Below are 22,990 nucleotides of genomic sequence, written 5' to 3' on the forward strand. Positions count from 1 at the left end.
TGTCGCCCTCTTTCTTGAGCCACTTGGCAAGGTTGCCCTTTTCCATGGTGGGCGACAGCGCAGGCATCAGAATGTTGATTGGCATTGTCAGTGACCTTGTTGCGACCGCGGCGTGGTGTTGCCCATGTCAGTCGGACGCGCGATTTCAGCTTCGAACATTTCGACGATGCGGTTCAGCGCCTCGTCCTCGGAATAGTTGGCCTCACGCGCATAAGCGCGTGCGGCATGGCGCGCGATGTCGACCAGCAGGAGCCCCCACATATCGGGCTCCTCGAAGGCGCGCATGAAGGCGATGGACAGCCCGCCGTCGAGAACGAACGCACGCAACACCTCGGTGGCGTCCTCGCGATTCATGACATCCGGCGGCAGTGGCTGTTCCTTCGGACCTGCCATGGTTCACCGATAGCAAACGGCTTTGGCCGCAGCCACGACGTCGGCCACCGACGGCAGCGCAAGCTTTTCAAGATTGGCGGCGTAAGGCATCGGCACGTCCTTGCCCGACACACGCGCAACTGGCGCATCGAGATAGTCGAAGGCGTGCTCCATGATCCGCGCCGCGATTTCGGCACCGACACCGGACTGCTGCCAGCCTTCTTCCACCGTCACGGCGCGCGAGGTCTTCTTCACGGACTCGATAATGGTGTCGGTGTCGAGCGGACGCAGCGTGCGCAGATCGATGACCTCCGCCTCGATGCCTTCCTTGGCGAGTTCTTCCGCAGCCTTCAGTGCATAGGTCATGCCGTTCGACCACGAGATCAGGGTCACGTCCTTGCCCGCGCGCGCGACCTTGGCCTTGCCGATCGGCACAATGTAGTCGTCGAGCTTCGGCACCTCGCCGGAATGCCCGTAGAGCATTTCGTTTTCGAGGAAGATCACCGGGTTCGGGTCGCGGATCGCGGCCTTGAGCAGGCCCTTGTAGTCGGCGGCGCTATAGGGCGCGACGACCTTGAGGCCCGGGATCTGCGAGTACCAGGCCGAGTAATCCTGGCTGTGCTGCGCACCGACGCGTGCGGCTGCGCCGTTCGGACCACGGAACACAATCTGACAGGTCATCTGGCCGCCGGACATGTAGAGCGTCTTGGCAGCCGAGTTGATGATCTGGTCGATCGCCTGCATCGCGAAGTTGAAGGTCATGAATTCGACGATCGGCTTCAGACCGGACATCGCCGCGCCGACGCCGACGCCGGCAAAGCCGTGTTCGGTGATCGGCGTATCGATCACCCGGCGGGCACCGAATTCCTGCAGCAGGTTTTGGGTAACCTTATAGGCGCCCTGATATTCGGCGACTTCCTCGCCCATGATGAAGACGTCTTCGTCCCTGCGCATTTCCTCAGCCATCGCATCGCGCAAAGCTTCGCGGATGGTCATGGTCACCATCTCGGTGCCTTCAGGAATTTCGGGATCGGGCTGAATCGACGCCTTTGGAGCCGCCGGTGCAGCAGCCTCTTCCTTCGGAGCCGGAGCAGACTTTGCTTCCGTGGCAGTTGGCGCGGATTCTGCGACCTTATCCTGCTTGACGGGTGCCGGTGCACTTGCGGCGGCAGATGCATCTTCGCCATCGGCGAGGATGGTCGCGATCGGCGTGTTGACGGCGACGTCGTTGGTACCTTCCGCAATCAGGATCTTGCCGAGCGTTCCTTCATCGGTCGCCTCGACTTCCATCGTCGCTTTATCGGTTTCGATTTCAGCGATCACGTCGCCGGATTTGATGGTGTCGCCTTCCTTCTTGAGCCATTTGGAGAGGTTGCCCTTCTCCATGGTCGGGGACAGCGCGGGCATCAGAACTTGAATGGCCATTGTAACTCCGGATCAGTCTTAAGCTGCGCGCTTATCGGTAGACATCGGTGTAAAGCTCGGACGCGTCCGGCTCGGGATCGTGCTGCGCGAAATCGGCGGATGCATTGACGATGTCGCGCACCTCGGCGTCGATCGCCTTGAGGTCCTGCTCGGTCACACCGGCGGCCAGCAAACGGTTGCGCACCTGCTCGATCGGATCGGAGTCGTGACGCACTTTGTCCACTTCCTCGCGGGTCCGGTACTTGGCGGGATCGGACATCGAGTGGCCGCGATAGCGATAGGTCTGCATTTCCAGAATGAACGGCCCCTTGCCGGCGCGGCACCAGGCGACCGCACGATCTCCGGCAGCCTTCACGGCGCGGACATCCATGCCGTCGACCTGCTCGCCGGGAATGTTGAACGAGACGCCGCGCTTGGAGAAGTCGGTCTGTGCCGAGGAGCGCGTCACCGAGGTGCCCATGGCGTAGCGGTTGTTCTCGATGATGTAGATCACCGGGAGCTTCCACAGCTCGGCCATGTTGAAGCTCTCATAGACCTGACCCTGGTTCGACGCGCCATCGCCAAAGTATGCAAGGCTGACGAAGTCATTGCCGCGGTAGCGGTTGGCGAAAGCCAGGCCAGTACCGAGCGAGACCTGCGCGCCGACGATGCCATGACCGCCGTAGAAATTCTTCTCGCGGCTGAACATGTGCATGGAGCCACCCTTGCCCTTGGAGTAGCCGCCCTTGCGCCCGGTGAGTTCGGCCATGACGCCCTTGGCGTCCATGCCGCAGGCCAGCATGTGACCATGGTCGCGATAGCCGGTGATAACCTGATCACCTTCCTTGAGCGCCATCTGCATGCCGACGACGATGGCTTCCTGGCCGATATAGAGATGGCAGAAACCGCCGATCGCACCCATGCCGTAGAGCTGGCCAGCCTTCTCCTCGAAGCGTCGGATCAGCAGCATGTCGCGAAGCGCGTGCATCTCCTGATCGCGGGTGAAATCTGGCGGCGATGACGGGGTTGCGCCATTGCTCGTTGCCTGCCCTGCGGGAGCGACGCTTTTCTTTGGTGCGGCCATGAAAATTCCGGATGCGAGAGTGAATGGTTCTTCCTACTCCAAGTGTTTGCGCCATGAAAGGGATTGCGTCGGGCGGAATGCCACACGGTCGTTTCGCACTGCAGCGAAGACGCGAAACTTTCGAAACCGAATTGGATCGGTTTTGTAATTTGAGGAATGAAAGCGCGTGTCGTGGTCACGTTGCCGTCACGACGAGCAGGCGCGCGCGATCCATAGCTTTGATGCAAAGCTGTGTTGCTTCACGCGAGGACGACTCGCCGCCCAAGAGAGAATCTCAGTTTGGTTTGATGACCTTCACGAGGTCGCGTGGATGCGCATAGTCGAGCTGGTAGCGCGCGCGCTCGTCGAGCATGTCGGGATCGAGTCCGCCGGATCGCAGCAACGCCACGCGCTGCTCGGCCTTGGTGCGTTCCTTCTTCAACTGCACCAGTTCGGAGGTCAGCGCCACGATCTCCTGATCGAGCTCCTGCCGGGCATTGAGGCCGTATTTGCCGGTATAGGCATTGACCCCGAAATAGCTGATCATCATCGCGGCCAGTGCATAGAGCACGAGCCCGGTGAGGATCGATTTGAGGCGGGTATGCTTGACCATGCCCGAAAATGCGACGGCCCGGTTAAGGCGAGCCTAACAACCGGGCCGCAGCTTGAATTTGCGCGGCTTATTTCTTCAGCTTGTCGACCCAGACGGCGAAGGCGTCGATATAGGCCTGCAGCACCGGCCGGATCGATTCCTTGACGATTTCGCCCTGTTCGTTGAATGCATCGCCGATGGCATTCAGATAGATTTCAGGCTGTTGCATGATGGGACCGACAATTCCCGGCAGGCTCTGGCGCAAGCTGAGGGCTGCACCCAGGCCACCGATCGGACCGGGCGAGCTAACCACGATGCCGGTGGGCTTGCCGAGGAACGAGCTTTTGCCATACGGCCGCGAACCGACGTCGATGGCGTTCTTCAGGACGCCCGAAACCGAACGATTATATTCCGGCGAGACGAAAATGACAGCGTCAGACGACTGGATGGTCTCACGGAACTTGACCCAATCAGCCGGCGGGGCAGCTTCCAGATCCTGATTGAAGAACGACAGATCGTTCAGCGTCACGATATTGAGCTGCAGCGACGCCGGCGCCAGTTTGGCTAATGCGTGCGCAACCTTGAGCGAGAATGACTGTTTACGGAGGCTGCCGACAATGACGGCAACGCTGGAGGTGGCCATGAGATATCCCCTGAATAACTGCTTCCAAAAGCGCGGAGCGCAACTGAAACCTGTCACCTATCCCGGCAGAAGATGCAAGTGCATGAATTGCATTTGACTGCCGCAATCGGGCCAAACCGGCACGACCGCCTCGCTCGCCCAAACACATCTTCGTTATGCTGATATCGCTCAAATGGATGACGCGCGGAACGCCGCCGCGGTCGAACCTGCAGAGAGCGCCGGGAGCGTCCCGACCGCGAAAACCTGGACCGTCCGCAGGCTCAGGCCCGCACGCCACGCGCGCAGCCATCCGCCCAGATCGTCTGCGACAATGCCGGCTGCCGTCCGGTACGTCCCGGCTGCCGCCTGGTGTCGCGCGACATGCGGATAGGCCTCACCAATATTGAGGTGTGCAACTGACGACGTACTTGCCTGACGGGATCGCAAACGACATTCTGACGATCCGAATTTGCGAGCCGGAGCCATCATCGTGACCATCGAATTTCTCATCACCTCGCTGATCGTGGTGGCATCGCCCGGCACTGGCGCCCTTTACACACTGGCGACCGGATTTTCGCGCGGAGGCCGCAGCAGCGTCGTCGCCGCGTTGGGCTGCACGCTCGGCATCGTGCCGCATATGGCCGCCGCGATCTTGGGTCTCGCGGCATTGCTGCACACCAGCGCCGTGGCGTTTCAGGTGTTCAAATATGTCGGCGTCGCCTACCTGCTCTATATGGCCTGGAAGACGCTGCAGGAGCATGGCACGCTGAAGGTGGAGACCGACAACAGCGCGCAGTCCGCACTGCAGGTCACGACCACAGCGATCCTGATCAACATCCTCAATCCGAAACTGTCGATCTTCTTCCTCGCCTTCCTGCCGCAGTTCATCAGTGCCGACGAAACCCATCCCCTGTCGCAGATGCTATTGCTCAGCGCCGTGTTCATGCTGATGACCTTCGTGGTGTTCGCGCTCTACGGCCTGTTCGCGGCATCGATCCGCAACCACGTCATCACGCGGCCACGGGTGCTGACCTGGATGCGGCGCAGCTTTGCCGGCGCGTTTGCTGCGCTAGGTGCCAAGCTGGCCTTCGCCGAGCGTTGACGCGGCCTATTCCAGCCGTTCGACATTGCGCAGCGTCGGGAACAGCCGCATCCACAGCAACGCTATGGCAACGGTGCCGAGGCCGCCGATCAGTGCGGCAGGGACCGTGCCGAACAGCGCCGCGGTGACGCCGCTCTCGAACTGGCCGAGCTGGTTCGAGGTGTTGATGAACAGGTAGTTCACCGCGCCGACCCGGCCGCGCATGTCGTCAGGAGTTGCGAGCTGCACCAGCGAGAACCGGATCACCACGCTGACCGTATCGGCGGCGCCGAGTACCGCGAGCGCGGCGACCGACAACCACAGCCATTGCGACACCGCGAACACCGCCGTCGCAAGGCCGAAGATGATAACGGCCTGGAACATCCGCATGCCGACCCGGCGATTGATCGACCAGCGCGTCAGCACAATGGTCGTCAGCAGCGCGCCGACTGCCGGCGCCGCGCGCATGAGGCCGAGGCCCCACGGACCGGTCTGCAGGATATCACGGGCATAGATCGGGAGAAGCGCGGTGGCGCCGCCGAGTAGCACTGCGAACAGATCGAGCGAGATGGTGCCGAGGATCGCCGGATTGCTGCGCACGAAGCCGACGCCGGCAAACAAAGTCCGCAGCGACGGCGGATCCTTCACCACAACCTCGCGCGCAAGTTTGATGGCGCTGTTGAGCAAACCGCCGATCAGCCAGAATGCCGCCATCAGCACATAAGGCGTCGAAGGCGATAGCGCATAGGCAATGCCGCCAAGCGCGGGGCCGCAGATCATTGCCACCTGAAACACGCCGGTCGAGAGCGCGGTCGCCTTCTGCAAATTGCCTTCGGGCACGACGCCCGGCAGCAATGCCGAACCGGCCGGCGCCTCGAAGGCGGTCGCCGCGCCGATCACCACCAGTGCCACGAAAATCTGCGGCACGGTGATCCAGCCGGCATAGGTGCCCCAGGCGAGCAGGATTGCCGTCAACCCCTGCAGCAGCTGGCAGATCTGCACCACGCGGCGGCGGTCGTAGCGGTCGGCGATATGGCCGGCGACGAAGACCAGCGCCAGCATCGGCACGAATTGCGCGAGGCCGACCATGCCGAGCTGGAACGCGCTACCGGTCAAATCATAGATCTGCCAGCCGACCGCGACCGCGGCGATCTGCGAAGCGAAACGCGAGAAGCTGCGCGACACCATGTAGTACAGATACGGCGGATGGCGCAGCAACAGCCGCGCACCATCCGTGACGACGCCGGCAGACTGATCGGCCAGTGTCATCCCGGCATGTTCGGATTGATCAGATACTTCTCGCCAGTAGCACGCTTCGCATAGGCCCGGAGATTGTCGAGCTGCAACACGCCTTCGAGCGAGATCACCTTGGTGTAGTGGCTGGCGAAGGTGGTCTTGAGTTCGGCGACAACGCGGCCGCGGAGCCTGGCGGCATCGGCCGCGCCGATTTTCTGCAGGAACGGAAACAGCAGCCAGCCGCCCATGCCCCAGGCCATGCCGGCGGGGACGAATTCGATCGGACGCGTATCCAGCCGGCCATAGACATAGATCTGCTTGTGCGTCGTCGAGCCATAGCGGCTATAGACCTTCATGGCCTTGACGGCCGCGACTTCCATCGCCTGCAGGATCTGGCCCTGCAGCTTGCCGCCGCCGGTGGCGTCGAAGGCCAGCGTCGCATTGGTGGCAATCAATGCAGCGGTCAGGTCTTCCATGAAATTCGGCGACGTCGAATTACAGACATATTTTGCGCCGATCCCGCGCAGCAGTTTCTCCTGCTCCTCGCTGCGCACGATGTTGACGAGATCGATACCGTCCTTCTGGCAGATCTTGTTGAGCATCTGGCCGAGATTGGACGCGGCTGCGGTATGCACCAGCGCGGTATGCCCTTCCCGCTTCATGGTCTCGACCATGCCGAGCGAGGTCAGCGGATTGACGAAACAGGATGCGCCTTCGGCCGCCGTGGTGCCATCCGGCAGCAGCAGGCATTCCTTGGCCTTGATGACGCGATATTGCGCATACATGGCGCCGCCGATCATCGCGACGGTCTTGCCAAGCAGCGCCTGCGCGGCTTCGGACGATCCGGCTTTCACCACCGTGCCAGCGCCTTCGTTGCCGACCGCCATCGACTCGTCGAGACGGCCGCCCATCGCTTTCATATTGGCCTGCGGCACGGTCGCGGTGACCACCGAGGAGGCGCCAGAGCCGGAGGCTTTCGCACTCGCCGGATCGGCCGCTCCGAGCAGGAGACCAAGATCCGACGGATTGATCGGCGCAGCCTCGATGCGCACCACGACCTCGTCGGGACCCGGCGCCGGGATCGTCACTTGCTGCAGCGAAATTTCCAGTTCGCCGCTGCTCTTGATGAGCGAGCGCAGTTCAAGTCCGCTGGTGATGTCAGTCATGGTCGATCCCCCTCGAGTGTCTGGCGGTCTGGTGCCGCGTCAGTAGATGCCCGGAATGATACGCTTGGTTTCGCGCATATAGGCCCGGTAGTCGTCGCCAAATGCCTCGATCAGCATCCGCTCTTCATAATCGATGCGGGTGAAGAACAGGATCGCGATCGCGACCAGCCCGCTCAGCGCGGCCATGGCATTCGGCAGCAGGAATGCCTGCGCCAGTGCCCACAACCAGAATGAGGCATACATCGGATGGCGGATGCTGCGATAGACGCCGGCACGCACGATCTGGTGAGCCTCGCGGATTTCCAGGCTTGCCGACCACTGCCGGCCGAGATCCTTGTGCGACCGGCGAAACAGCCAGAGCGACAGCACATAGAGCGCAGCGCCAACCACGACCGCCGCATAATTCAGCTGATAGTTCAGCGCGACCGGCCAGCCGGTCACCAGCCAGATCAGCGGCACCACGAACAGGCCGATGGTGGCGATCGCCAGCAGGATGCGTTCGCGGCTCCAGCCGACCGCGCGCAGCGTCGCCGTACGGCGTGCCTTGCGCGCATAGGGATAGCGAATGATGAACCAGGCGATCAGACCGATCGCCCAGACATATGTTCCAAGAAGTGACGCGGTCATTGTGGTCCGTTCAAGCCATCATGCGGCATTCACGGATGCCCCGGCTTGCGATTGAGAGGAAGTGATTTTGGACAGCGGCGTGTCCAGCAACGCGCCGTCCGCACCAAAGCGTTTGAGGCCACCTTCACCCGCGGTGATCTCGTCGAAATCAAGAGGACCACAGATCACCATGCAATAATCGTAAGGCGCGCGGCACTGATTGCCCATCACCATCTGATAATGGATGCGCATGAAGTTGAAGCGATAGCGCTTGAACTGCTCCATGCCCATCATCGCATGCATCTGGACGCGCCGGATGTTCGGCCTACCCTCGTCACGATCGCGGCTACGGCGCTTCAAGGTCACCGGATCGAAGCGGTAGAAACTGATGACATCGTCACGGGCATGATATTCGGTCCAACGGATCGCCGGCGTGTCGGCGACGTGGCGCGTCGCCTCGCGCACGCTCTTGCCGGCGGGATGCAACGCGAATTTCGGGATAGTGGCGCTCACCGTCATCACGCAGATGGTCGGGCCGTGTTTGGTGAGATCCGGGTCGAGCGCGAGTGCGCGGGCCACCGCCTCCATCACCAATGCCGCGCCAAGGCAATGCCCGACGATCACGATCTCGTCGACATCGGCCTTCTGCGCGCGCGCCGCGATTACCCTGGCGAACTCATCGACCCGCGCCGTCATCTTCGGGCGCTGGCCGTGGACATATTGGCGCGAGAAGATCCAGTCGTCGAACACGTGATTGATCGGCTTGCGCCAGCCGTAATGATGCAGGAGCGCCGTGAACACGGCTGCGGCCACGACGCCGCCGCCGATCCATCCAGCCCCGCCTGAGATACCGAGCAGCCAGATCAACCCATAGCCCACCGCCGCGCCACACGCAGCGAAGCCCGCGATCCACAGGTAGGAGAACAGGAAGAAGCCGGCATATTTCCAGCTCGCATAAAAGAATCGGAACAGGGTTCCCGTCACCAGCCAGTCGCCCAGCGTGACAAAGGCGGCGCCCAATCGCGACAGCATGCCCCGGCTGTGATCCTGCAGGATCAGGTCATCCCAGCGCAGCATTTCGTAGGTGGTTTCTGTCGTCCAGTTCGGCCCGGAGGTCTCGGCCCGCCAGGATGCGCTCACATCCGTAGCATCAAGCACGCCGGACGCCTTCGCGGACACGCTCCACGTCTTCTCGAAACTCGACAGCGAACGGCGGAACCGCTCGAGTTGCGTCTCCGGCAGAATCGGGTCGTAGCCGCCAATGTGGAAGACATGCCGCCGCGCGATCATCGTCCGTTCGCTCCCGAGTGCATCACACACCGTTCTGCTCCGGTGCATAGCAAATTCGCCCGCGCCGACAAACACCTGCCCATGCCCAAAACGGAAGCGTCAGGCAGATTTTGTCGCCCGCAGGTCACACAGCCCCCCTTTTGCAACTGCTCCCATCACAATTTCGGGAATCGAGGCAGGACTGTGATTGACGGCAGGGCCTTATGTCTGAACATGTCGCGGGTTTTTTCGAAGAAAGAAAGCACTATGTCGATTGCTCTCAAGGGCTTCAAACGGCCGTCGTGGACCTCTCCGGCGGCCGTTTTGCTGATTCTGTCGTCGCTCTTTGCGGCCGCGCTCGCGAGTTCCGGGGATGCCGATGCCGCACCCGGGCGCCGCCCCGGCCATGTCTATCTCTATCGCGGCCTCATGAACGTGTTCTCGCTCGGCATGGATCAGCTTGCCTACAAGCTCGAGGCTGCTGGCGTCGCCTCTTCTGTCAGCAATCATACGCTGTGGAGCGGCCAGGCGGACGACATGATTGCCAAATACAAGGCCGGTAACCGTGAACCGATCATCCTGATGGGCCATTCGGCCGGCGCCGATGCGACCATCTCGGTTGCCCGCAAGCTCGCGCAATACAATGTTCCGGTGGCGCTGATCGTGAACTTCGATCCGGTGGCGCCGGATGCCGTCCCCAACAACGTGAAGCAGATCGTGAACTATTACGTACCCGCTGGGTGGGGACGCGCGGTGTCTGCGGATCCCCGCTTCAAGGGCAAGCTTGCCAATGTCAACGAGAGCAGCACCACCAATCACTTCTCGATCGACAAGGACGACAGCCTGCAGCGCCAGGCGATCGCCCGCGTGCTGGCCGTCACCGGCGGCGGCATCCGCCGCAAGCCAGCCACGCCGAAGCCTGCACCGCTCCGGCACAATAGTCGCTCAAAAAGTCCTGACTGAAAATCAGCCGAGGTGGCCATCACCTCGGCTGATTGATTCCAGCTCCGCCGCGAGCTGTCCTATACGAGAAAGACGTCGTGATGGGTCGTTGACGCTGCCGCCTCACTCGGAGAATCTGAAGCCGTGTGATCAACGAGGTGATCTGGCGCGGCGTCGGTATGAAACGCCGCATTGATCCCGACACTCGAAACCAGCGCTGTGGTATCGACCGCATGCACCGCACCTGTCTCACCGTGTGGCACGATGTTAGACGTCACTGATGGCTTGAACGCGAAATTATCGCTGGCAGCCCGACTGATGACGTCACTCGCAGCGACCTGAGCGGTTGCCGCGACCGGCGTTGTGGTGGCCGTTAGCGATGCCTCGGTCTGTTTCGCCAGCGTGTCGGTGGCATAGGTACCATCGGCGAATTTCATCAATTCGACATTCATGAGATAGTCGGTGCCGTCACGGCCTGCGACTCCATCTGCGACGACGATCTGGTTTCCACTGTGACTGATCGCGTAGTCAGCAAAATTGCCGGAGTACACCGCAGTATCGATACCAGCCTCGCCGTTGATAATATCGTTGCCGATACCACCCGTAATGATGTCGTCGCCAGCGCCGGCGCGGATCACGTCATTGTCGCTCGACGCCCCAAAGAACCAGTCCTGATGTTGAGCGGTATCAAAGTGGATGCTTCGCACATAGAGATCAAACGAGCCGGGCGAACTGGCATTGGTGCCGTCGCTCGGATGGAGTTCAACGCCGTTGATCGCGATGTCCTTGAAGTGCAAGGCTCTCCCCGGCGCAGAATTCGCCAGATTGACGTCGATACTGGCGATTTGCGCCGGATTGTCGAACGTCACCGTCCAGGTTTGATAGCCGGACGGGTCAGTCGCCGAGGTGAACTCATGCATGCCGGAGAGTGGCTGGCCGTTCACTATGATCTGCGCTTGCGCACCAACGCCGTCGACCACAGAGCCATAGCCGGTCAGCGTAATCGTCGTGCTCGTCAGCTTTTCCGCCGTCGCTGGTCCTGCAACAATGATGTCGTTACCGGCGCCGGTGCGAATTTCGTCATGGCCGCGCCCGCCGTAGATAGCGTTATTGCCGCTCCCCAGATCGATGGTGTCCCCGATCGATGACCCCGTCGCCGTCAGGCCGGGGATCGTGCCATTGCCGTGGAAGTATTGATCGATAATGTCCTGCGCCGGCTTGTCCATGACCGAATAGCCGGTCTCGGAGTAGAAGTTGTTGAGATCCCACTGCCAGAACTCGACGCCCTTCAGCCAGCTGCCGCCATGCGCGCTCCAGACCTGGAAGAACGCGTTATAGGCATCAGCCTGCTCGGCGAGATCCGCAGGCGCCTTGGATGAACCGCCACCCGGATTGATCGCGGTGCCATCGATGCTGCGATAGCCGACCTCGGTCATCAGCACCGGCTTGCCGTAGTCCAATGCCAGCGAGTGAAAGAAATCGACGGGCGACTGGTAACCGAAAGCTTTGGCGTAATACGGATTGAACGGCACCTCGTTCCAGGCATGCACAAGATCGGCCACCGTCGGCGTCGTGCTGGCCGTCAAAGGCGGATAGGCATTGATGCCGATCGTGTCGACCTGGTCCCAGAAGCTGACCTTGGATGCTTCGTCGGTTGCCGCCGCGTAAGTGACTTCGCCATGATAGACGCCGCGCACGGCCGAGATGATATCGGTCCAGTAGCTGCGATAGGCCTCGCCCGACAGGCTGCTCATCTCATTGCCGATGGCGAAACTGGCGACATCGCCCTGCTCTGCAATTTCAGCCAGGTGAACAATCTCTGCCTTGTAGGACGCAAAGAATGCATCGACATCCGACGGCGCCAGACTGTGGGAGATCGTACCGTCGAGACCTGTAATGCCCGGCTTGAAAACAACGTCCAGCCCAGCGGCATGTGCGTTCTGAAAACCAGCGAGCAGGCTTGCATCGCTTTCGGTCTTGGCCGGCACGGCGAGCACGTCATTGCCGGTTCGGCTGTCGGTCCATATCCGCGTCGTCAGCGCGATCGAATTCGATCCGAGTGACGCTATCGTCTGAAACGCCTGATCGGCCGACGCACTGGAGAACTGTCCATTCCACTCCGACAGTGCACCGAAACCTTGGACCTTAAAGATGTTGGGCATTTGCGCTCTCCCATCGGCATTGCCTGGGGAGGCTGAACTCGCAACGTGATACCTTCGCGACCGCAATGGGGTATCATGATGACGTCTACAAATTGAATAGCGTTGTCGACTTGCGCGGTCAGGGACATTCAATGAAAAACGCCGTTCACACTTTCAGCGAACGGCGTTGATCACGTAGTTTTGCGCCGCCGAGACAGCCGCAGCGCGCTTTACGCGAGCGCCTTCAGGGCAGCCTTGCCGGCATATTTCGCCTGGGTGCCGAGCTGCTGTTCGATGCGCAGCAACTGATTGTACTTGGCGGTACGGTCCGCGCGTGCCAGCGAGCCGGTCTTGATCTGCCCGCAATTGGTGGCGACGGCGAGATCGGCGATCGTGGAGTCTTCAGTCTCACCCGAACGGTGCGACATCACCGCGGTATAGCCAGCCTTGTAGGCCATCTCGACGGCACTCAGCGTCTCGGTCAGCGAGCCAATCTGATTGACCTTGATCAGGATCGAATTGGCGCGACCATTCTTGATGCCGTCGGCGAGACGCGTGACGTTGGTAACGAACAGATCGTCGCCAACCAGCTGGCACTTCGAACCGATCAGGTCGGTGAGCTGCTTCCAGCCGTCCATGTCGTCTTCCGACATACCGTCCTCGATGGAGACGATCGGATAGTTCGCCACGAGCTGGGCAAGATACTTGGCCTGCTCGGAGATGTTGCGGGTCTTGTTCTCGCCGCCATAGACATAGGCGCCGTCCTTGAAGAACTCAGTGGCGGCACAGTCCATCGCCAGCATCACGTCCTTCCCGGCGGAGTAACCGGCCTTGCCGATGGCGGCCATCACAAAATCCAGCGCCGCTTCGGCCGAGCCGATGTTCGGCGCGAAACCGCCTTCGTCGCCCACGTTCGTGTTGTGGCCGGCCTTCTTCAGCTCGCTCTTCAGCGTATGGAAGATCTCGGCGCCGCAGCGCAGGCCTTCGGCGAAGGAGGACGCGCCGACCGGCATGATCATGAATTCCTGGAAGTCGATGGGATTGTCGGCATGCATGCCGCCATTGATGATGTTCATCATCGGCACCGGCAACGTGCGGGCCGAGGTACCACCCACATAGCGATACAGCGGCATGTCGAAGGATTCCGCTGCCGCCTTGGCAGCGGCCAGCGAGACGCCGAGGATGGCATTGGCGCCAAGACGCGACTTATTCGGGGTGCCGTCGAGCTCGATCATGATCTCGTCGAGCTGGACCTGGTTCTCGACATCCATGCCGCCGATGGCGTCGAAGATCTCGCCATTGATGGCATCGACAGCCTTTTGCACGCCCTTGCCGAGATAGCGGGACTTGTCGCCGTCGCGCAGCTCGACCGCCTCATGGGCGCCGGTGGAGGCACCCGACGGAACCGCGGCGCGGCCTATCGACCCGTCTTCGAGGACGACGTCGACTTCAACCGTGGGATTACCGCGGCTATCGAGAATTTCGCGGCCGATGATGTCGACGATGGCGGTCATGGATGCCCTCTTTGTGCTGGGGTGGGTCGTTGGCGCCGCTTCTACAGCAAGCCTCCCGGCGGGAAAACCCCGCTTGGCGTGACGGCGGCCCCGGGATTGGCTATGAACCGCCGCAACGGAGATATTTATGTCAAAAACACCCCGCAAATCCCCAAAATTGCCGGCCGACTTGCAGCTCGGCCGTGCCGTGGAATGGCCGACCTCCCCGGAGCAGGCCAAACTCGACCGGGTACCAAATCCGCAGAAGGACACCAATTACGTGGTGCGCTTCACGGCGCCGGAATTCACCTCGCTGTGCCCGATCACCGGCCAGCCGGATTTCGCCCATCTGATGATCGACTATGTGCCAGGCCAGTGGCTGGTCGAGTCAAAGTCGCTCAAGCTCTATCTCGCCTCATTCCGTAATCACGGCGCCTTCCATGAGGATTGCACCGTCGAGATCGGCAAACGCGTGGCCTCGGCCATCAAGCCGAAATGGCTGCGCATCGGCGGCTACTGGTATCCCCGCGGCGGCATCCCCATCGACGTGTTCTGGCAGACCGGAACGCTGCCCAAGGGCATCTGGGTCCCCGAGCAGGGCGTCGCGCCCTATCGCGGGCGGGGTTAGGCCCGGCATCAGGAAGTCAACATGCGCCGCCGCCCCTCCGCACGCCTGCTGATCGTCAATGACGCGGGAAGTGTCTTGCTGTTTCGCTATACGCATCGGACGGGCCCACTCGCCGGCGATGATTATTGGGCCACGCCCGGCGGCGGTGTCGAGCCCGGCGAACAATACGAGCAAGCCGCGATCCGCGAATTGCGGGAGGAGACTGGGCTGATCCGTGCAAGCATTGGCGACTCCGTCGCCGATCGCGAGCAAGTCGTGCGGATGCCGGACGGCGAATACGTCATCTGCTGCGAGAAGTATTTTGTCGTTCGAGCAAACGAGCTTGCGTTGACCGAGGCTTCCTGGACGGCGATCGAGAGCGACGTCATTGCCGATATGCGCTGGTGGTCAGAGACGGAACTGCTCGCCGCCACCGATACAGTCTGGCCGGCGAACCTGCCCAATCTGCTTGTACTGGCGCGCTAGCGCGACGACTTCAGCCTGCATCCGCGGGCTTACGCTGTTTCAGGAACTTCGCGCTGGCAAAACCAAGCACGAACACCGCCGCCGCCGCGACGAGCAGCGTCGGCATCTTGCCGGCATGGGCGAGCCCGAAGCCGTAGGCGATCGGGCCGACAGACTGGCCCATGAAGAAGCAGAAGGCATGCAGCGACATGGCGCTGGCGCGGGCTTCCTGTGACAGCTCCGTCGAGAATATCTGCAGCGAGCCGTGCAGCATGTAGAAGCCCCAGCCCATCAGCAGCAGGCTCAGCGCCTGGATCTGCCAGTTCGGGCTGAAGGCGGTGGCGGCGAGCTGGATCGCGATCACGATGCCGCCATAGATCATCATGCCGTTGATGCCGAGCCGCGCCAGCATGCGCGACACGGTCGCCGTATAGAACAGGCCGCCGACGGCAAAGCAGGCGATCACGAGGCCCGCGATGGAAAGGCTGGTGACGCCGCGATCGAACAGGAATGACGAGATATAGGGAAACAGGCCGAGGATGCAGCAGCCTTCGATGAACACCGCGCTGTAGACAATCAGCGTGTTCGGGTTGCGGAAGATCACCTTGTAGCCCTGGGCAAGCTTGCCGAAGTCGGCCTTCACGGTCGGCTTGATAATCGCGGCGCCCTTGAAGCCATACGCTACCGCGACCGATGCCACGATCGCGAGGCCACCGAGAATGACCAGCACGCCGCGCCAGCCGAAGAAATCGCCGATAACGCCAGACGCCGTCGAACCCAGCAGATTGCCGGTCATGGCGCCGGCCATCACGCGGCTGAGCGCCACCTGACGCAGCTTCGGCCCGACCAGATCGCTGGTGAGGCTGAGGGTAACCGGAAACACCCCGCCTGCCCCGATGCCGGCCAGCACGCGCGTCGCCAGCAGCAGCGGATAGTCGGTAGTGATCGCGCCGAGAATGTTGGCGATGCCGAGCAGCACCAGACAGACGATCATCAGGCGCGGTTTGCCGAACAGGTCGGCAGCGGCACCAAGCGCCGGCTGCACGATGGCGAAGGTGAAGGCCAGCGCTGATGCCAGGCCCGCGGCGACTGCCACCGTAATGGACAGATCGTCTGCGACATGCGGCAGTACCGGGTCGAGCGCGCGCATCGACAGCGCGGCGGCGAAGGATGCCAGTGCGATAATGTTGAGAACGGGGGGCATCAGGTCGCTGCCAGCGCCGCGGACCGGAATTGCATGTTAGGCCTTTGCCGCCGTCTCTTTGGCCAGCGCATCAAATGCCATCAGGTTCTTCACCAGCGCCTCGAAGTCACGCAGCGGCACCATATTCGGCCCATCGGACGGCGCGTTGTCCGGATCGGGATGGGTCTCGATGAAGACACCGGCGACGCCCACGGCAACGGCCGCGCGCGCCAGCACGGGCACGAATTCGCGTTCACCACCCGATGACGTGCCCTTGCCGCCCGGCTGCTGCACCGAATGCGTGGCATCGAAGATCACCGGCGCCCCGGTGGTGCGTGCCAGGATCGGTAGCGCCCGCATGTCGGAGACCAGCGTGTTGTAGCCGAAGGACGCACCGCGCTCGGTCACCAGCACCTTGTCATTGCCCGACGATGTCAGCTTGCTGACGACATTGGCCATGTCCCAGGGCGCAAGAAACTGCCCCTTCTTCACATTGACCACCTTGCCGGTCGCTGCCGCGGCCAGCAGCAAATCGGTCTGCCGGCACAGGAAGGCCGGAATCTGCAGCACGTCCACCGCCTCGGCGGCACGGGCGCATTGATCGTTCACATGCACGTCCGTGAGAACAGGCAGGCCCAGCGTCTCGCGGATCTCGGCAAAGATGGGCAGCGCGTCATCGAGGCCGATGCCGCGCGCCGCGGAGGCGCTGGTGCGGTTGGCCTTGTCGAACGAGGTCTTGAAGACGAGGCCGATCTTGAGCCGGGTCGCGATCTCCTTCAGTGCCGATGCCACTTCGAGCGCATGCGCCCGGCTTTCGAGCTGGCATGGCCCGGCGATCACCGAGATCGGCAAGCTGTTGCCGAAGCGGACGGTACCGAGTGCGACGACGGGCGCGGCTGTGGACGATGCGGTCAAAATGGTCTCCTTATTCCGGCGACCATGACCGCAGGACCGGGCGGGATGCAAGCCGGATCAGGCCCATCCCGCCGATCGGAATATCAGGGTTGCGGCGGAAGCCGCCTCCAACCCGACCAGGGCGGCCTCAGCACCGGGCGGACCGGCCTGCGCCCGGGGCCAGGCTTATTTCAGCGCCGAGAAGGCCGTCGGCGCCAGCAGTTGGCTGACGATATTGCCGACGATCTGGCCGTCCTCCTCGGACTTGGCGCGCGCCGACATCCACTCGGGATCGGACATGAAAGCAGTCCACACCTTCTCGCGCTCCGCGAGCGATTCCCATTTGAGGATATAGGTCAGTTCCTGATTGGATTCACCGATCACCGTAGTGAAGAATCCGGACTGCCGGATCCCGTGCTTTTCCCACAGCTTCAACGTGACCGTTTCAAATCGCTTCATCAGCGCCGGCAAACGTCCTGGCAAACAGCGATACACGCGCAATTCATAGATCATCGATTTTGGTTCCTTCCCTTTTGTCGGCCTTATCGGGCTCTAACGCATGGCTCGTTGCGGCATCGTCCCTTGCCTGCGTACCATCAGGCTTACATCATGCCGCCACTGGCGCAACTGACTTGGCAAATGGACTTGGACTCACGATGCAAAAGCCCCTGCTGTCGCTACTCGCCTTGATGATCCTGACGATGCCTGCGGCTGCGCAACAGCCCGGCAAGATCACGTCAGGCGCCACCGGCGTGATGGTCGATGGCAAGCCCGCGGCGCGCGTCGGCGACACCACGACCGATGGCAAGATCATCGAAGGCGCGAAAGGCGTCTACATCAACGGCAAGCCTGCAGCCGTCGTCGGCGGCAGCACCGAATGTGGCGGCAAGACAATCTCCGGCAGCACTGGCGTGTTCATCAACGGCAAGCCGATGGCCCGTGCCGGAGACAGCACATCGGGCTGCAAGTGAAACCGGACGACCATCTCCTCCGGCATCGGAGTGGATCGTATCAACGAGGCGTTCCGCGTTGTTGCAAGCCGGCGACGGCCTTCGAGAGCTGAGCCTGCCCAGCGCAGATGAGCGATGCGTACTCCGCCCTACGCGATCCCATCCGAACTACGCTTGCGTGAAGCCAGTCAGGAAGGAATCGAGGCAGTCCTGGATCGCATCGATGCCGTATCCGCCCTCCTGAACGATGAGCGTCGGCAGACCCAGCGATTGCATCTTGGTGCCGACGCTCCCGAAGTCCTTTGCGTCAAGCTTCAGGATGCCGATCGGATCATCGCGATGGGCATCAAAGCCGAGCGCCACGACAAGGGCATCGGCACCAAATGCGCGAACGTGTTCGATCGCCGTGTCGAGGGCTGCATTCATCTCGGCGCCGCCAGCGCCGGGAGGCAGCGGCAGATTAAGATTGAAGCCTTCCCCAGCACTATAGCCGGTCTCGTTCGCATAACCGGTATAATACGGCCCGAAGTCGGTCGGATCGCCGTGGACCGAGATCGTCAGAACATCTGACCGCGTATAGAAAATCTGCTGCGTGCCATCGCCGTGGTGAACATCAACGTCGATGATCGCGACCTTGCCGAAGCGGCTGCGCAAGCGCTGCGCCGCGATCGCGCTGTTGTTCAGATAGCAGAAGCCGGTGCCACGATCGGCGCGGGCATGATGACCGGACGGCCGGCACAATGCATAGGCTGCACGGTCACCCGCGAGGATGGCATCGGCGCCCGCGGTGGCCGTTTCCGACGAGCGCAGAATTGAGCCCCAACTGTCTGGTCCCATCGGCACCGACAGATCGCCGAGATACCAGCCAACCTGACCGATGAAGCCCGTGGCCGGGCAATCGGGCCGCGCAGCATCTTCCGGACGCCCGCTCCAGTAGGGGAAATATTGTGGCCAGACTTCGGGGCCATGATCCGGCAATTGCGCCCAGTTGTCCCAGGCCGTTTCCAGAAAGCGGACATAGGCCGGCGTATGAACCGTGAGCGCCGGCGCCGTGCCATAGGCAGCCGGCTCTTCAGGCTTAATTCCATGACGCGCCAGGGCGCCCAGCAATCGCTCGGTGCGAACGGGCGAGTCCTTGATTGGGACAAAGCGGCCATAGCGCATGAACTGCTGCGGCGAATGAAGCGCCTGCTCCGGGTGATAGAAAGCACGCATGAAAATCTCCTTCGGTCGGTTGCCGGGTTAGCAGACCGGGCTTCCGTCGCCAACGCTCTCTCCCCATCGCGCCTGCGCATGCCTGTTGTGCTTCCGCATCATTGTGCGCGGGATCAACGTCTCTCGACGTCTGCGGTGCGATCGGCCACAGTGCCCTGCTTCGTTGACTGGAGATTTTGTTGATGTCGTCTGCTCTGATGTCCGGCTTTCCATCCCTTCCCAAAGATCAGGCGACGTTAGCCAATTGGCGCACCGACCCTTACAACAAATGGGCATTCCATCACGTCCGGGACCTTGTACCTTCCTCCGATATCCCGAATACGCCCGCCGACATCTGGCAGTTCGAGTCCGATCCCCGCGATCTCTCATCGCTGTCCGTCGAACACGACGGCACCAGCTATTCGATTGACCGACTGCTTGATGCGACCAACACAGATGGCCTCGCCATCCTGCACCGGGGCAAAGTGATCTTCGAGCGCTACGCCAATGGCATGAGCGCGGACACACCGCACATCCTGATGTCGGTGTCGAAATCAATGACCGCACTTGTCGCAGGCATCCTTGTCGGGAAACGCATCCTCGATCCCGAACAGCCGGTTGTCTCGATCATCCCGGAGTTGCGCGGATCCGTTTATTCCGACGCCAAGGTCCGCCACGTGCTCGACATGCGCGTCGGTCTTCGTTTCGACGAGAACTACCTCGCAACCTCTGGCCCGATCGTCGAATATCGCAAAGCGACCGGCTGGAACCCTCTTGGACCGGGCGAGAGTGCGAGCGACTTGCGCAGCTTCCTGACGGGGCTGACAGATCGCGAGGGGCCGGATGGCGGTCCCTTTCACTATGTCTCGCCCAATTCAGATCTGCTCGGCTGGATTCTGGAACGTGCGAGCGGCGTGCGGTTTGCGGATCTGATGAGTACGCATCTGTGGCGACCGATGGGCGCGCAATACTCTGCCTATGTCACCGTCGACCGTTTCGGCGCGCCGCGCTGCGCCGGCGGCATCTGCACCACCGTGATGGATCTTGCGCGCGTCGGTCAGCTCATGCTGCAAGGCGGCAGCCGCAACGGCACGTCCATCATTCCATCCGGCTGGATCGATGACATCCTTGCCAACGGCGATCCGGCCGCTTGGTCGGCCGGCGATCTCGCGCCCTATTTCGGCGGCCGATCGATGCACTATCGCAACAAATGGTACGTGCTGAGAGACCGCAAAATGGCACTCGGCCTCGGCATCCACGGTCAGAACGTCTTTGTCGAGCCCGCGAAAGAACTGGTCATCGCAAAGGTATCGTCGCAGGCGGCTCCGCTGGACGCGCCCCTCACCGAGCTGACGCTTCGCTTCGCTGAAACCGTGAGCGATCATTTCGGCTGATAGCGGACGCCGATAGCAGACATGGGATCGGCGAACGCCGTTTTCCGGATTGCTGAAGAACGGACGAGCGAAGCATCATCCGTTCTTCGCGATCACACCAGCCGGCTCTGCGCCGCTGCGGCCTTGATGAAGGACGCGAACAGCGGGTGCGGTTCGAACGGGCGCGACTTCAGTTCGGGGTGGTACTGCACGCCGATGAACCACGGATGATTCTCGTATTCGACGATTTCCGGCAGCACACCGTCCGGCGACATGCCGGAGAACTTCAAACCGTGCTTTTCGAGACGGTCCTTATAGACAGTATTGACCTCGTAGCGGTGGCGGTGGCGCTCAGAGATTTCGGTGGCACCGCCATAGACTTCCGAGACCTTGCTGCCCTTGGTCAGCGTCGCCGGATAGGCGCCGAGCCGCATGGTGCCGCCGAGATCGCCGGCATTGCTGCGCTTCTCGAGCTCGTTGCCGCGCAGCCATTCGGTCATCAGGCCGACCACCGGTTCCTTGGTCTCGCCGAACTCAGTCGAGTTGGCGTCCTTGATGCCGCCGAGATTCCGCGCCGCCTCGATCACAGCCATCTGCATGCCGAAGCAGATGCCGAAATACGGCACGTTACGCTCGCGCGCGAACTGCGCCGCGCGAATCTTGCCCTCGGCGCCGCGCTGACCGAAGCCGCCGGGCACGAGGATGCCGTTGACGTGTTCGAGGAACGGTGCGGGATCTTCATTCTCGAACACCTCGCTCTCGATCCAGTCGAGATTGACCTTCACCTTGTTGGCGATGCCGCCATGGGACAGCGCTTCGGTCAGCGACTTGTAGGCGTCCTTCATGCCGGTATATTTGCCGACGATGGCGATGGTCACGGCGCCTTCCGGGTGACGGACGCGCTCGTTGATGGTGTTCCAGGTCTTCAGCTCGGGCAGCGCCTTCGGGGTCATGCCGAATGCCGCCAGCACTTCGTCGTCGAGCCCGGCGACGTGATAGGCCTCCGGCACCGCATAGATGTTATCGACGTCGCGCGCCTCGATCACTGCACTTTCGCGAACATTGCAGAACAGCCCCAATTTACGGCGCTCTTCCTTGGGAATATCGCGGTCGCAGCGGCACAGCAGGATGTCGGGCTGGATGCCGATCGAGCGCAGCTCCTTGACCGAATGCTGGGTCGGTTTGGTCTTCAATTCGCCGGCGCTCGGGATGTAAGGCAGCAGCGTCAGATGCACGAACACGGTGTCGCCGCGCGGCAGATCGTTGCGGAGCTGACGGATCGCCTCGAAGAACGGCAGGCCCTCGATGTCGCCGACGGTTCCGCCGATCTCCACCAGCACGAAATCGTAGCCGTCATTGTCTGACAGGACGAAATCCTTGATGGCATTGGTGACGTGCGGGATCACCTGAATGGTGGCGCCGAGATAGTCGCCACGGCGTTCCTTGGTGAGGATATCCTGATAGATCCGCCCGGTAGTGATGTTGTCCTGCTTGGTGGCAGGCCGCCCGGTGAACCGCTCGTAATGGCCGAGATCGAGATCGGTCTCGGCGCCGTCGTCCGTCACGAACACTTCGCCGTGCTGATACGGCGACATGGTCCCGGGATCGAGGTTGAGATAGGGGTCGAGCTTGCGAAGCCGAACCTTGTAGCCACGCGCCTGCAACAGCGCGCCTAACGCCGCTGAAGCCAGACCTTTACCGAGCGAGGAGACCACGCCGCCGGTGATGAAAATGTACCGCGCCATGGGACTTAACCTTTAAGGCTCCGAAACCGATTCGCCAAAACGAATCGCAGCCGTCAGCCGAGAATCGGTGAGGCTGTGGGTGACGTGAAAAACAAAATGATTGCAGGTCCTTGATGGGATCTGCTGATGCAGGACGGTAGTCCCCGTCCTGCATGGCGCCTCTGCTTTATTGCGAGCGTGGTGGTGCCGGGGCTGCAGGAGCCTGCTGTTCGTCGGATTTCTTGAGCGTATCCAGCAGGCCGCCCGAGGTCGGCGGCGCCAGCGGCGAACCCGGCTGCGACACCGGCGCGGTCGAGCCCGGCAGGATCGACGTCGGCTTGCGTTCATAGGTCGCGAGCCACGACAGGAACAGGCTGGTCAGGAAGAAGCCGACCGCCAGAAAGCCTGTGGTGCGGGTCAGCAAGTTCGCCGTGCCACGGCTCGACATGAAGCCGCCGCCTCCACCGCCACCGACGCCCAGGCCGCCGCCTTCGGATTTCTGCAGCAGCACCGTCCCGATCAGGGCCGCGACGATCATGAGGTGGATAACGATAATGACGCTTTGCATCGTGTCCTTCCATCGCAAGCACGCAGCGCCGATCGCCGGCTGCAG

General features: G+C 61.8%; 23 protein-coding genes. 6 read left to right on the forward strand and 17 right to left on the reverse strand.

Annotation, left to right across the window (positions count from 1 at the left end; translation table 11 throughout):
• Positions 1–87: 87 nt before the first annotated feature.
• From ACEK02_RS16520 to ACEK02_RS16540, 5 genes are all read right to left on the reverse strand, one after another.
• Positions 88–393 carry a DUF5076 domain-containing protein gene (locus ACEK02_RS16520; RefSeq protein ID WP_371422671.1) on the reverse strand — a complete coding sequence of 102 codons (306 nt, stop codon included), beginning with the start codon at positions 391–393 and terminating at the stop codon, positions 88–90.
• 3 nt (positions 394–396) lie between these two features.
• On the reverse strand, positions 397–1,797 hold the full coding sequence (locus tag ACEK02_RS16525; protein WP_371422672.1) for a pyruvate dehydrogenase complex E1 component subunit beta: 1,401 nt from the start codon (positions 1,795–1,797) through the stop codon (positions 397–399).
• Positions 1,798–1,828: 31 nt separating this feature from the next.
• On the reverse strand, positions 1,829–2,860 hold the full coding sequence (gene pdhA, locus ACEK02_RS16530) for a pyruvate dehydrogenase (acetyl-transferring) E1 component subunit alpha (RefSeq protein ID WP_371422673.1): 1,032 nt from the start codon (positions 2,858–2,860) through the stop codon (positions 1,829–1,831).
• A gap of 274 nt (positions 2,861–3,134) precedes the next feature.
• Positions 3,135–3,452 carry a septum formation initiator family protein gene (locus ACEK02_RS16535; RefSeq protein ID WP_068730817.1) on the reverse strand — a complete coding sequence of 106 codons (318 nt, stop codon included), beginning with the start codon at positions 3,450–3,452 and terminating at the stop codon, positions 3,135–3,137.
• Between the two features lie 67 nt (positions 3,453–3,519).
• Positions 3,520–4,074: an NADPH-dependent FMN reductase gene (locus ACEK02_RS16540; RefSeq protein ID WP_371422674.1), complete on the reverse strand. Its 555-nt coding sequence runs from the start codon at positions 4,072–4,074 to the stop codon at positions 3,520–3,522.
• Positions 4,075–4,543: 469 nt separating this feature from the next.
• On the opposite strand from ACEK02_RS16540, the gene ACEK02_RS16545 reads away from it, so the two are divergent.
• The gene (locus ACEK02_RS16545; protein ID WP_371422675.1) at positions 4,544–5,155 is read left to right on the forward strand and encodes a LysE family translocator; all 612 of its coding nucleotides are present in this window, start codon (positions 4,544–4,546) and stop codon (positions 5,153–5,155) included.
• A 6-nt stretch (positions 5,156–5,161) separates the two neighbouring features.
• On the opposite strand, the gene ACEK02_RS16550 is transcribed toward ACEK02_RS16545, so the two are convergent.
• From ACEK02_RS16550 to ACEK02_RS16565, 4 genes are read right to left on the reverse strand one after another with little or no spacing between them, the layout of a single operon-like run.
• Complete coding sequence (locus tag ACEK02_RS16550; RefSeq protein ID WP_371422676.1) at positions 5,162–6,403, reverse strand: MFS transporter; 1,242 nt, start codon at positions 6,401–6,403, stop codon at positions 5,162–5,164.
• Positions 6,400–7,536, reverse strand: a complete 1,137-nt coding sequence (locus ACEK02_RS16555) for a zinc-binding dehydrogenase (protein ID WP_371422677.1) — start codon at positions 7,534–7,536, stop codon at positions 6,400–6,402. Before ACEK02_RS16555 ends, ACEK02_RS16550 begins: the two co-directional genes overlap by 4 nt.
• 39 nt (positions 7,537–7,575) lie before the next feature.
• The gene (locus ACEK02_RS16560) at positions 7,576–8,163 is read right to left on the reverse strand and encodes a protein-S-isoprenylcysteine O-methyltransferase (RefSeq protein ID WP_371422678.1); all 588 of its coding nucleotides are present in this window, start codon (positions 8,161–8,163) and stop codon (positions 7,576–7,578) included.
• A gap of 18 nt (positions 8,164–8,181) precedes the next feature.
• Positions 8,182–9,432 (reverse strand): hypothetical protein, encoded by a 1,251-nt coding sequence (locus ACEK02_RS16565; protein WP_371422679.1) that lies wholly within the window; start codon positions 9,430–9,432, stop codon positions 8,182–8,184.
• A gap of 246 nt (positions 9,433–9,678) precedes the next feature.
• Between ACEK02_RS16565 and ACEK02_RS16570 the strand changes: the two genes are divergently transcribed.
• A complete protein-coding gene (locus tag ACEK02_RS16570) occupies positions 9,679–10,374 on the forward strand; it encodes a hypothetical protein (RefSeq protein WP_371422680.1) in 696 nt (231 codons plus the stop codon).
• 59 nt (positions 10,375–10,433) lie between these two features.
• On the opposite strand, the gene ACEK02_RS16575 is transcribed toward ACEK02_RS16570, so the two are convergent.
• Positions 10,434–12,515, reverse strand: coding sequence for a calcium-binding protein (locus ACEK02_RS16575; RefSeq protein WP_371422681.1), 2,082 nt, complete (start codon positions 12,513–12,515; stop codon positions 10,434–10,436).
• A gap of 209 nt (positions 12,516–12,724) precedes the next feature.
• Positions 12,725–14,008 carry a phosphopyruvate hydratase gene (gene eno / locus ACEK02_RS16580; protein WP_371422682.1) on the reverse strand — a complete coding sequence of 428 codons (1,284 nt, stop codon included), beginning with the start codon at positions 14,006–14,008 and terminating at the stop codon, positions 12,725–12,727.
• A gap of 127 nt (positions 14,009–14,135) precedes the next feature.
• Here eno and queF point away from each other — a divergent pair, with 127 nt between their 5' ends.
• Entirely contained in the window at positions 14,136–14,615 is a 480-nt protein-coding gene (queF, locus tag ACEK02_RS16585) for a preQ(1) synthase (protein WP_371422683.1), read from the forward strand.
• Between the two features lie 21 nt (positions 14,616–14,636).
• Entirely contained in the window at positions 14,637–15,080 is a 444-nt protein-coding gene (locus tag ACEK02_RS16590) for an NUDIX hydrolase (protein WP_371422684.1), read from the forward strand.
• A 10-nt stretch (positions 15,081–15,090) separates the two neighbouring features.
• On the opposite strand, the gene ACEK02_RS16595 is transcribed toward ACEK02_RS16590, so the two are convergent.
• From ACEK02_RS16595 to ACEK02_RS16605, 3 genes are all read right to left on the reverse strand, one after another.
• Positions 15,091–16,263, reverse strand: a complete 1,173-nt coding sequence (locus ACEK02_RS16595; protein WP_371422685.1) for an MFS transporter — start codon at positions 16,261–16,263, stop codon at positions 15,091–15,093.
• Positions 16,264–16,299: 36 nt separating this feature from the next.
• The gene (gene kdsA, locus ACEK02_RS16600) at positions 16,300–17,157 is read right to left on the reverse strand and encodes a 3-deoxy-8-phosphooctulonate synthase (protein ID WP_371422686.1); all 858 of its coding nucleotides are present in this window, start codon (positions 17,155–17,157) and stop codon (positions 16,300–16,302) included.
• A 165-nt stretch (positions 17,158–17,322) separates the two neighbouring features.
• Positions 17,323–17,649 (reverse strand): NIPSNAP family protein, encoded by a 327-nt coding sequence (locus tag ACEK02_RS16605; protein ID WP_371422687.1) that lies wholly within the window; start codon positions 17,647–17,649, stop codon positions 17,323–17,325.
• A 143-nt stretch (positions 17,650–17,792) separates the two neighbouring features.
• On the opposite strand from ACEK02_RS16605, the gene ACEK02_RS16610 reads away from it, so the two are divergent.
• On the forward strand, positions 17,793–18,107 hold the full coding sequence (locus tag ACEK02_RS16610) for a PAAR domain-containing protein (protein ID WP_371422688.1): 315 nt from the start codon (positions 17,793–17,795) through the stop codon (positions 18,105–18,107).
• Between the two features lie 147 nt (positions 18,108–18,254).
• On the opposite strand, the gene ACEK02_RS16615 is transcribed toward ACEK02_RS16610, so the two are convergent.
• The gene (locus tag ACEK02_RS16615) at positions 18,255–19,301 is read right to left on the reverse strand and encodes a histone deacetylase family protein (RefSeq protein WP_371422689.1); all 1,047 of its coding nucleotides are present in this window, start codon (positions 19,299–19,301) and stop codon (positions 18,255–18,257) included.
• Between the two features lie 182 nt (positions 19,302–19,483).
• Here ACEK02_RS16615 and ACEK02_RS16620 point away from each other — a divergent pair, with 182 nt between their 5' ends.
• Complete coding sequence (locus tag ACEK02_RS16620; protein ID WP_371422690.1) at positions 19,484–20,674, forward strand: serine hydrolase domain-containing protein; 1,191 nt, start codon at positions 19,484–19,486, stop codon at positions 20,672–20,674.
• A gap of 92 nt (positions 20,675–20,766) precedes the next feature.
• Here the strand turns inward: ACEK02_RS16620 and ACEK02_RS16625 are convergent, their stop codons facing one another.
• Positions 20,767–22,398 carry a CTP synthase gene (locus tag ACEK02_RS16625; RefSeq protein ID WP_371422691.1) on the reverse strand — a complete coding sequence of 544 codons (1,632 nt, stop codon included), beginning with the start codon at positions 22,396–22,398 and terminating at the stop codon, positions 20,767–20,769.
• A gap of 166 nt (positions 22,399–22,564) precedes the next feature.
• Complete coding sequence (gene secG, locus ACEK02_RS16630; RefSeq protein WP_116663544.1) at positions 22,565–22,945, reverse strand: preprotein translocase subunit SecG; 381 nt, start codon at positions 22,943–22,945, stop codon at positions 22,565–22,567.
• Between the last annotated feature and the right edge of the window lie 45 nt (positions 22,946–22,990).

This window comes from Tardiphaga sp. (genome assembly GCF_041424195.1).
Classification (GTDB): Bacteria; Pseudomonadota; Alphaproteobacteria; order Rhizobiales; family Xanthobacteraceae; genus Tardiphaga.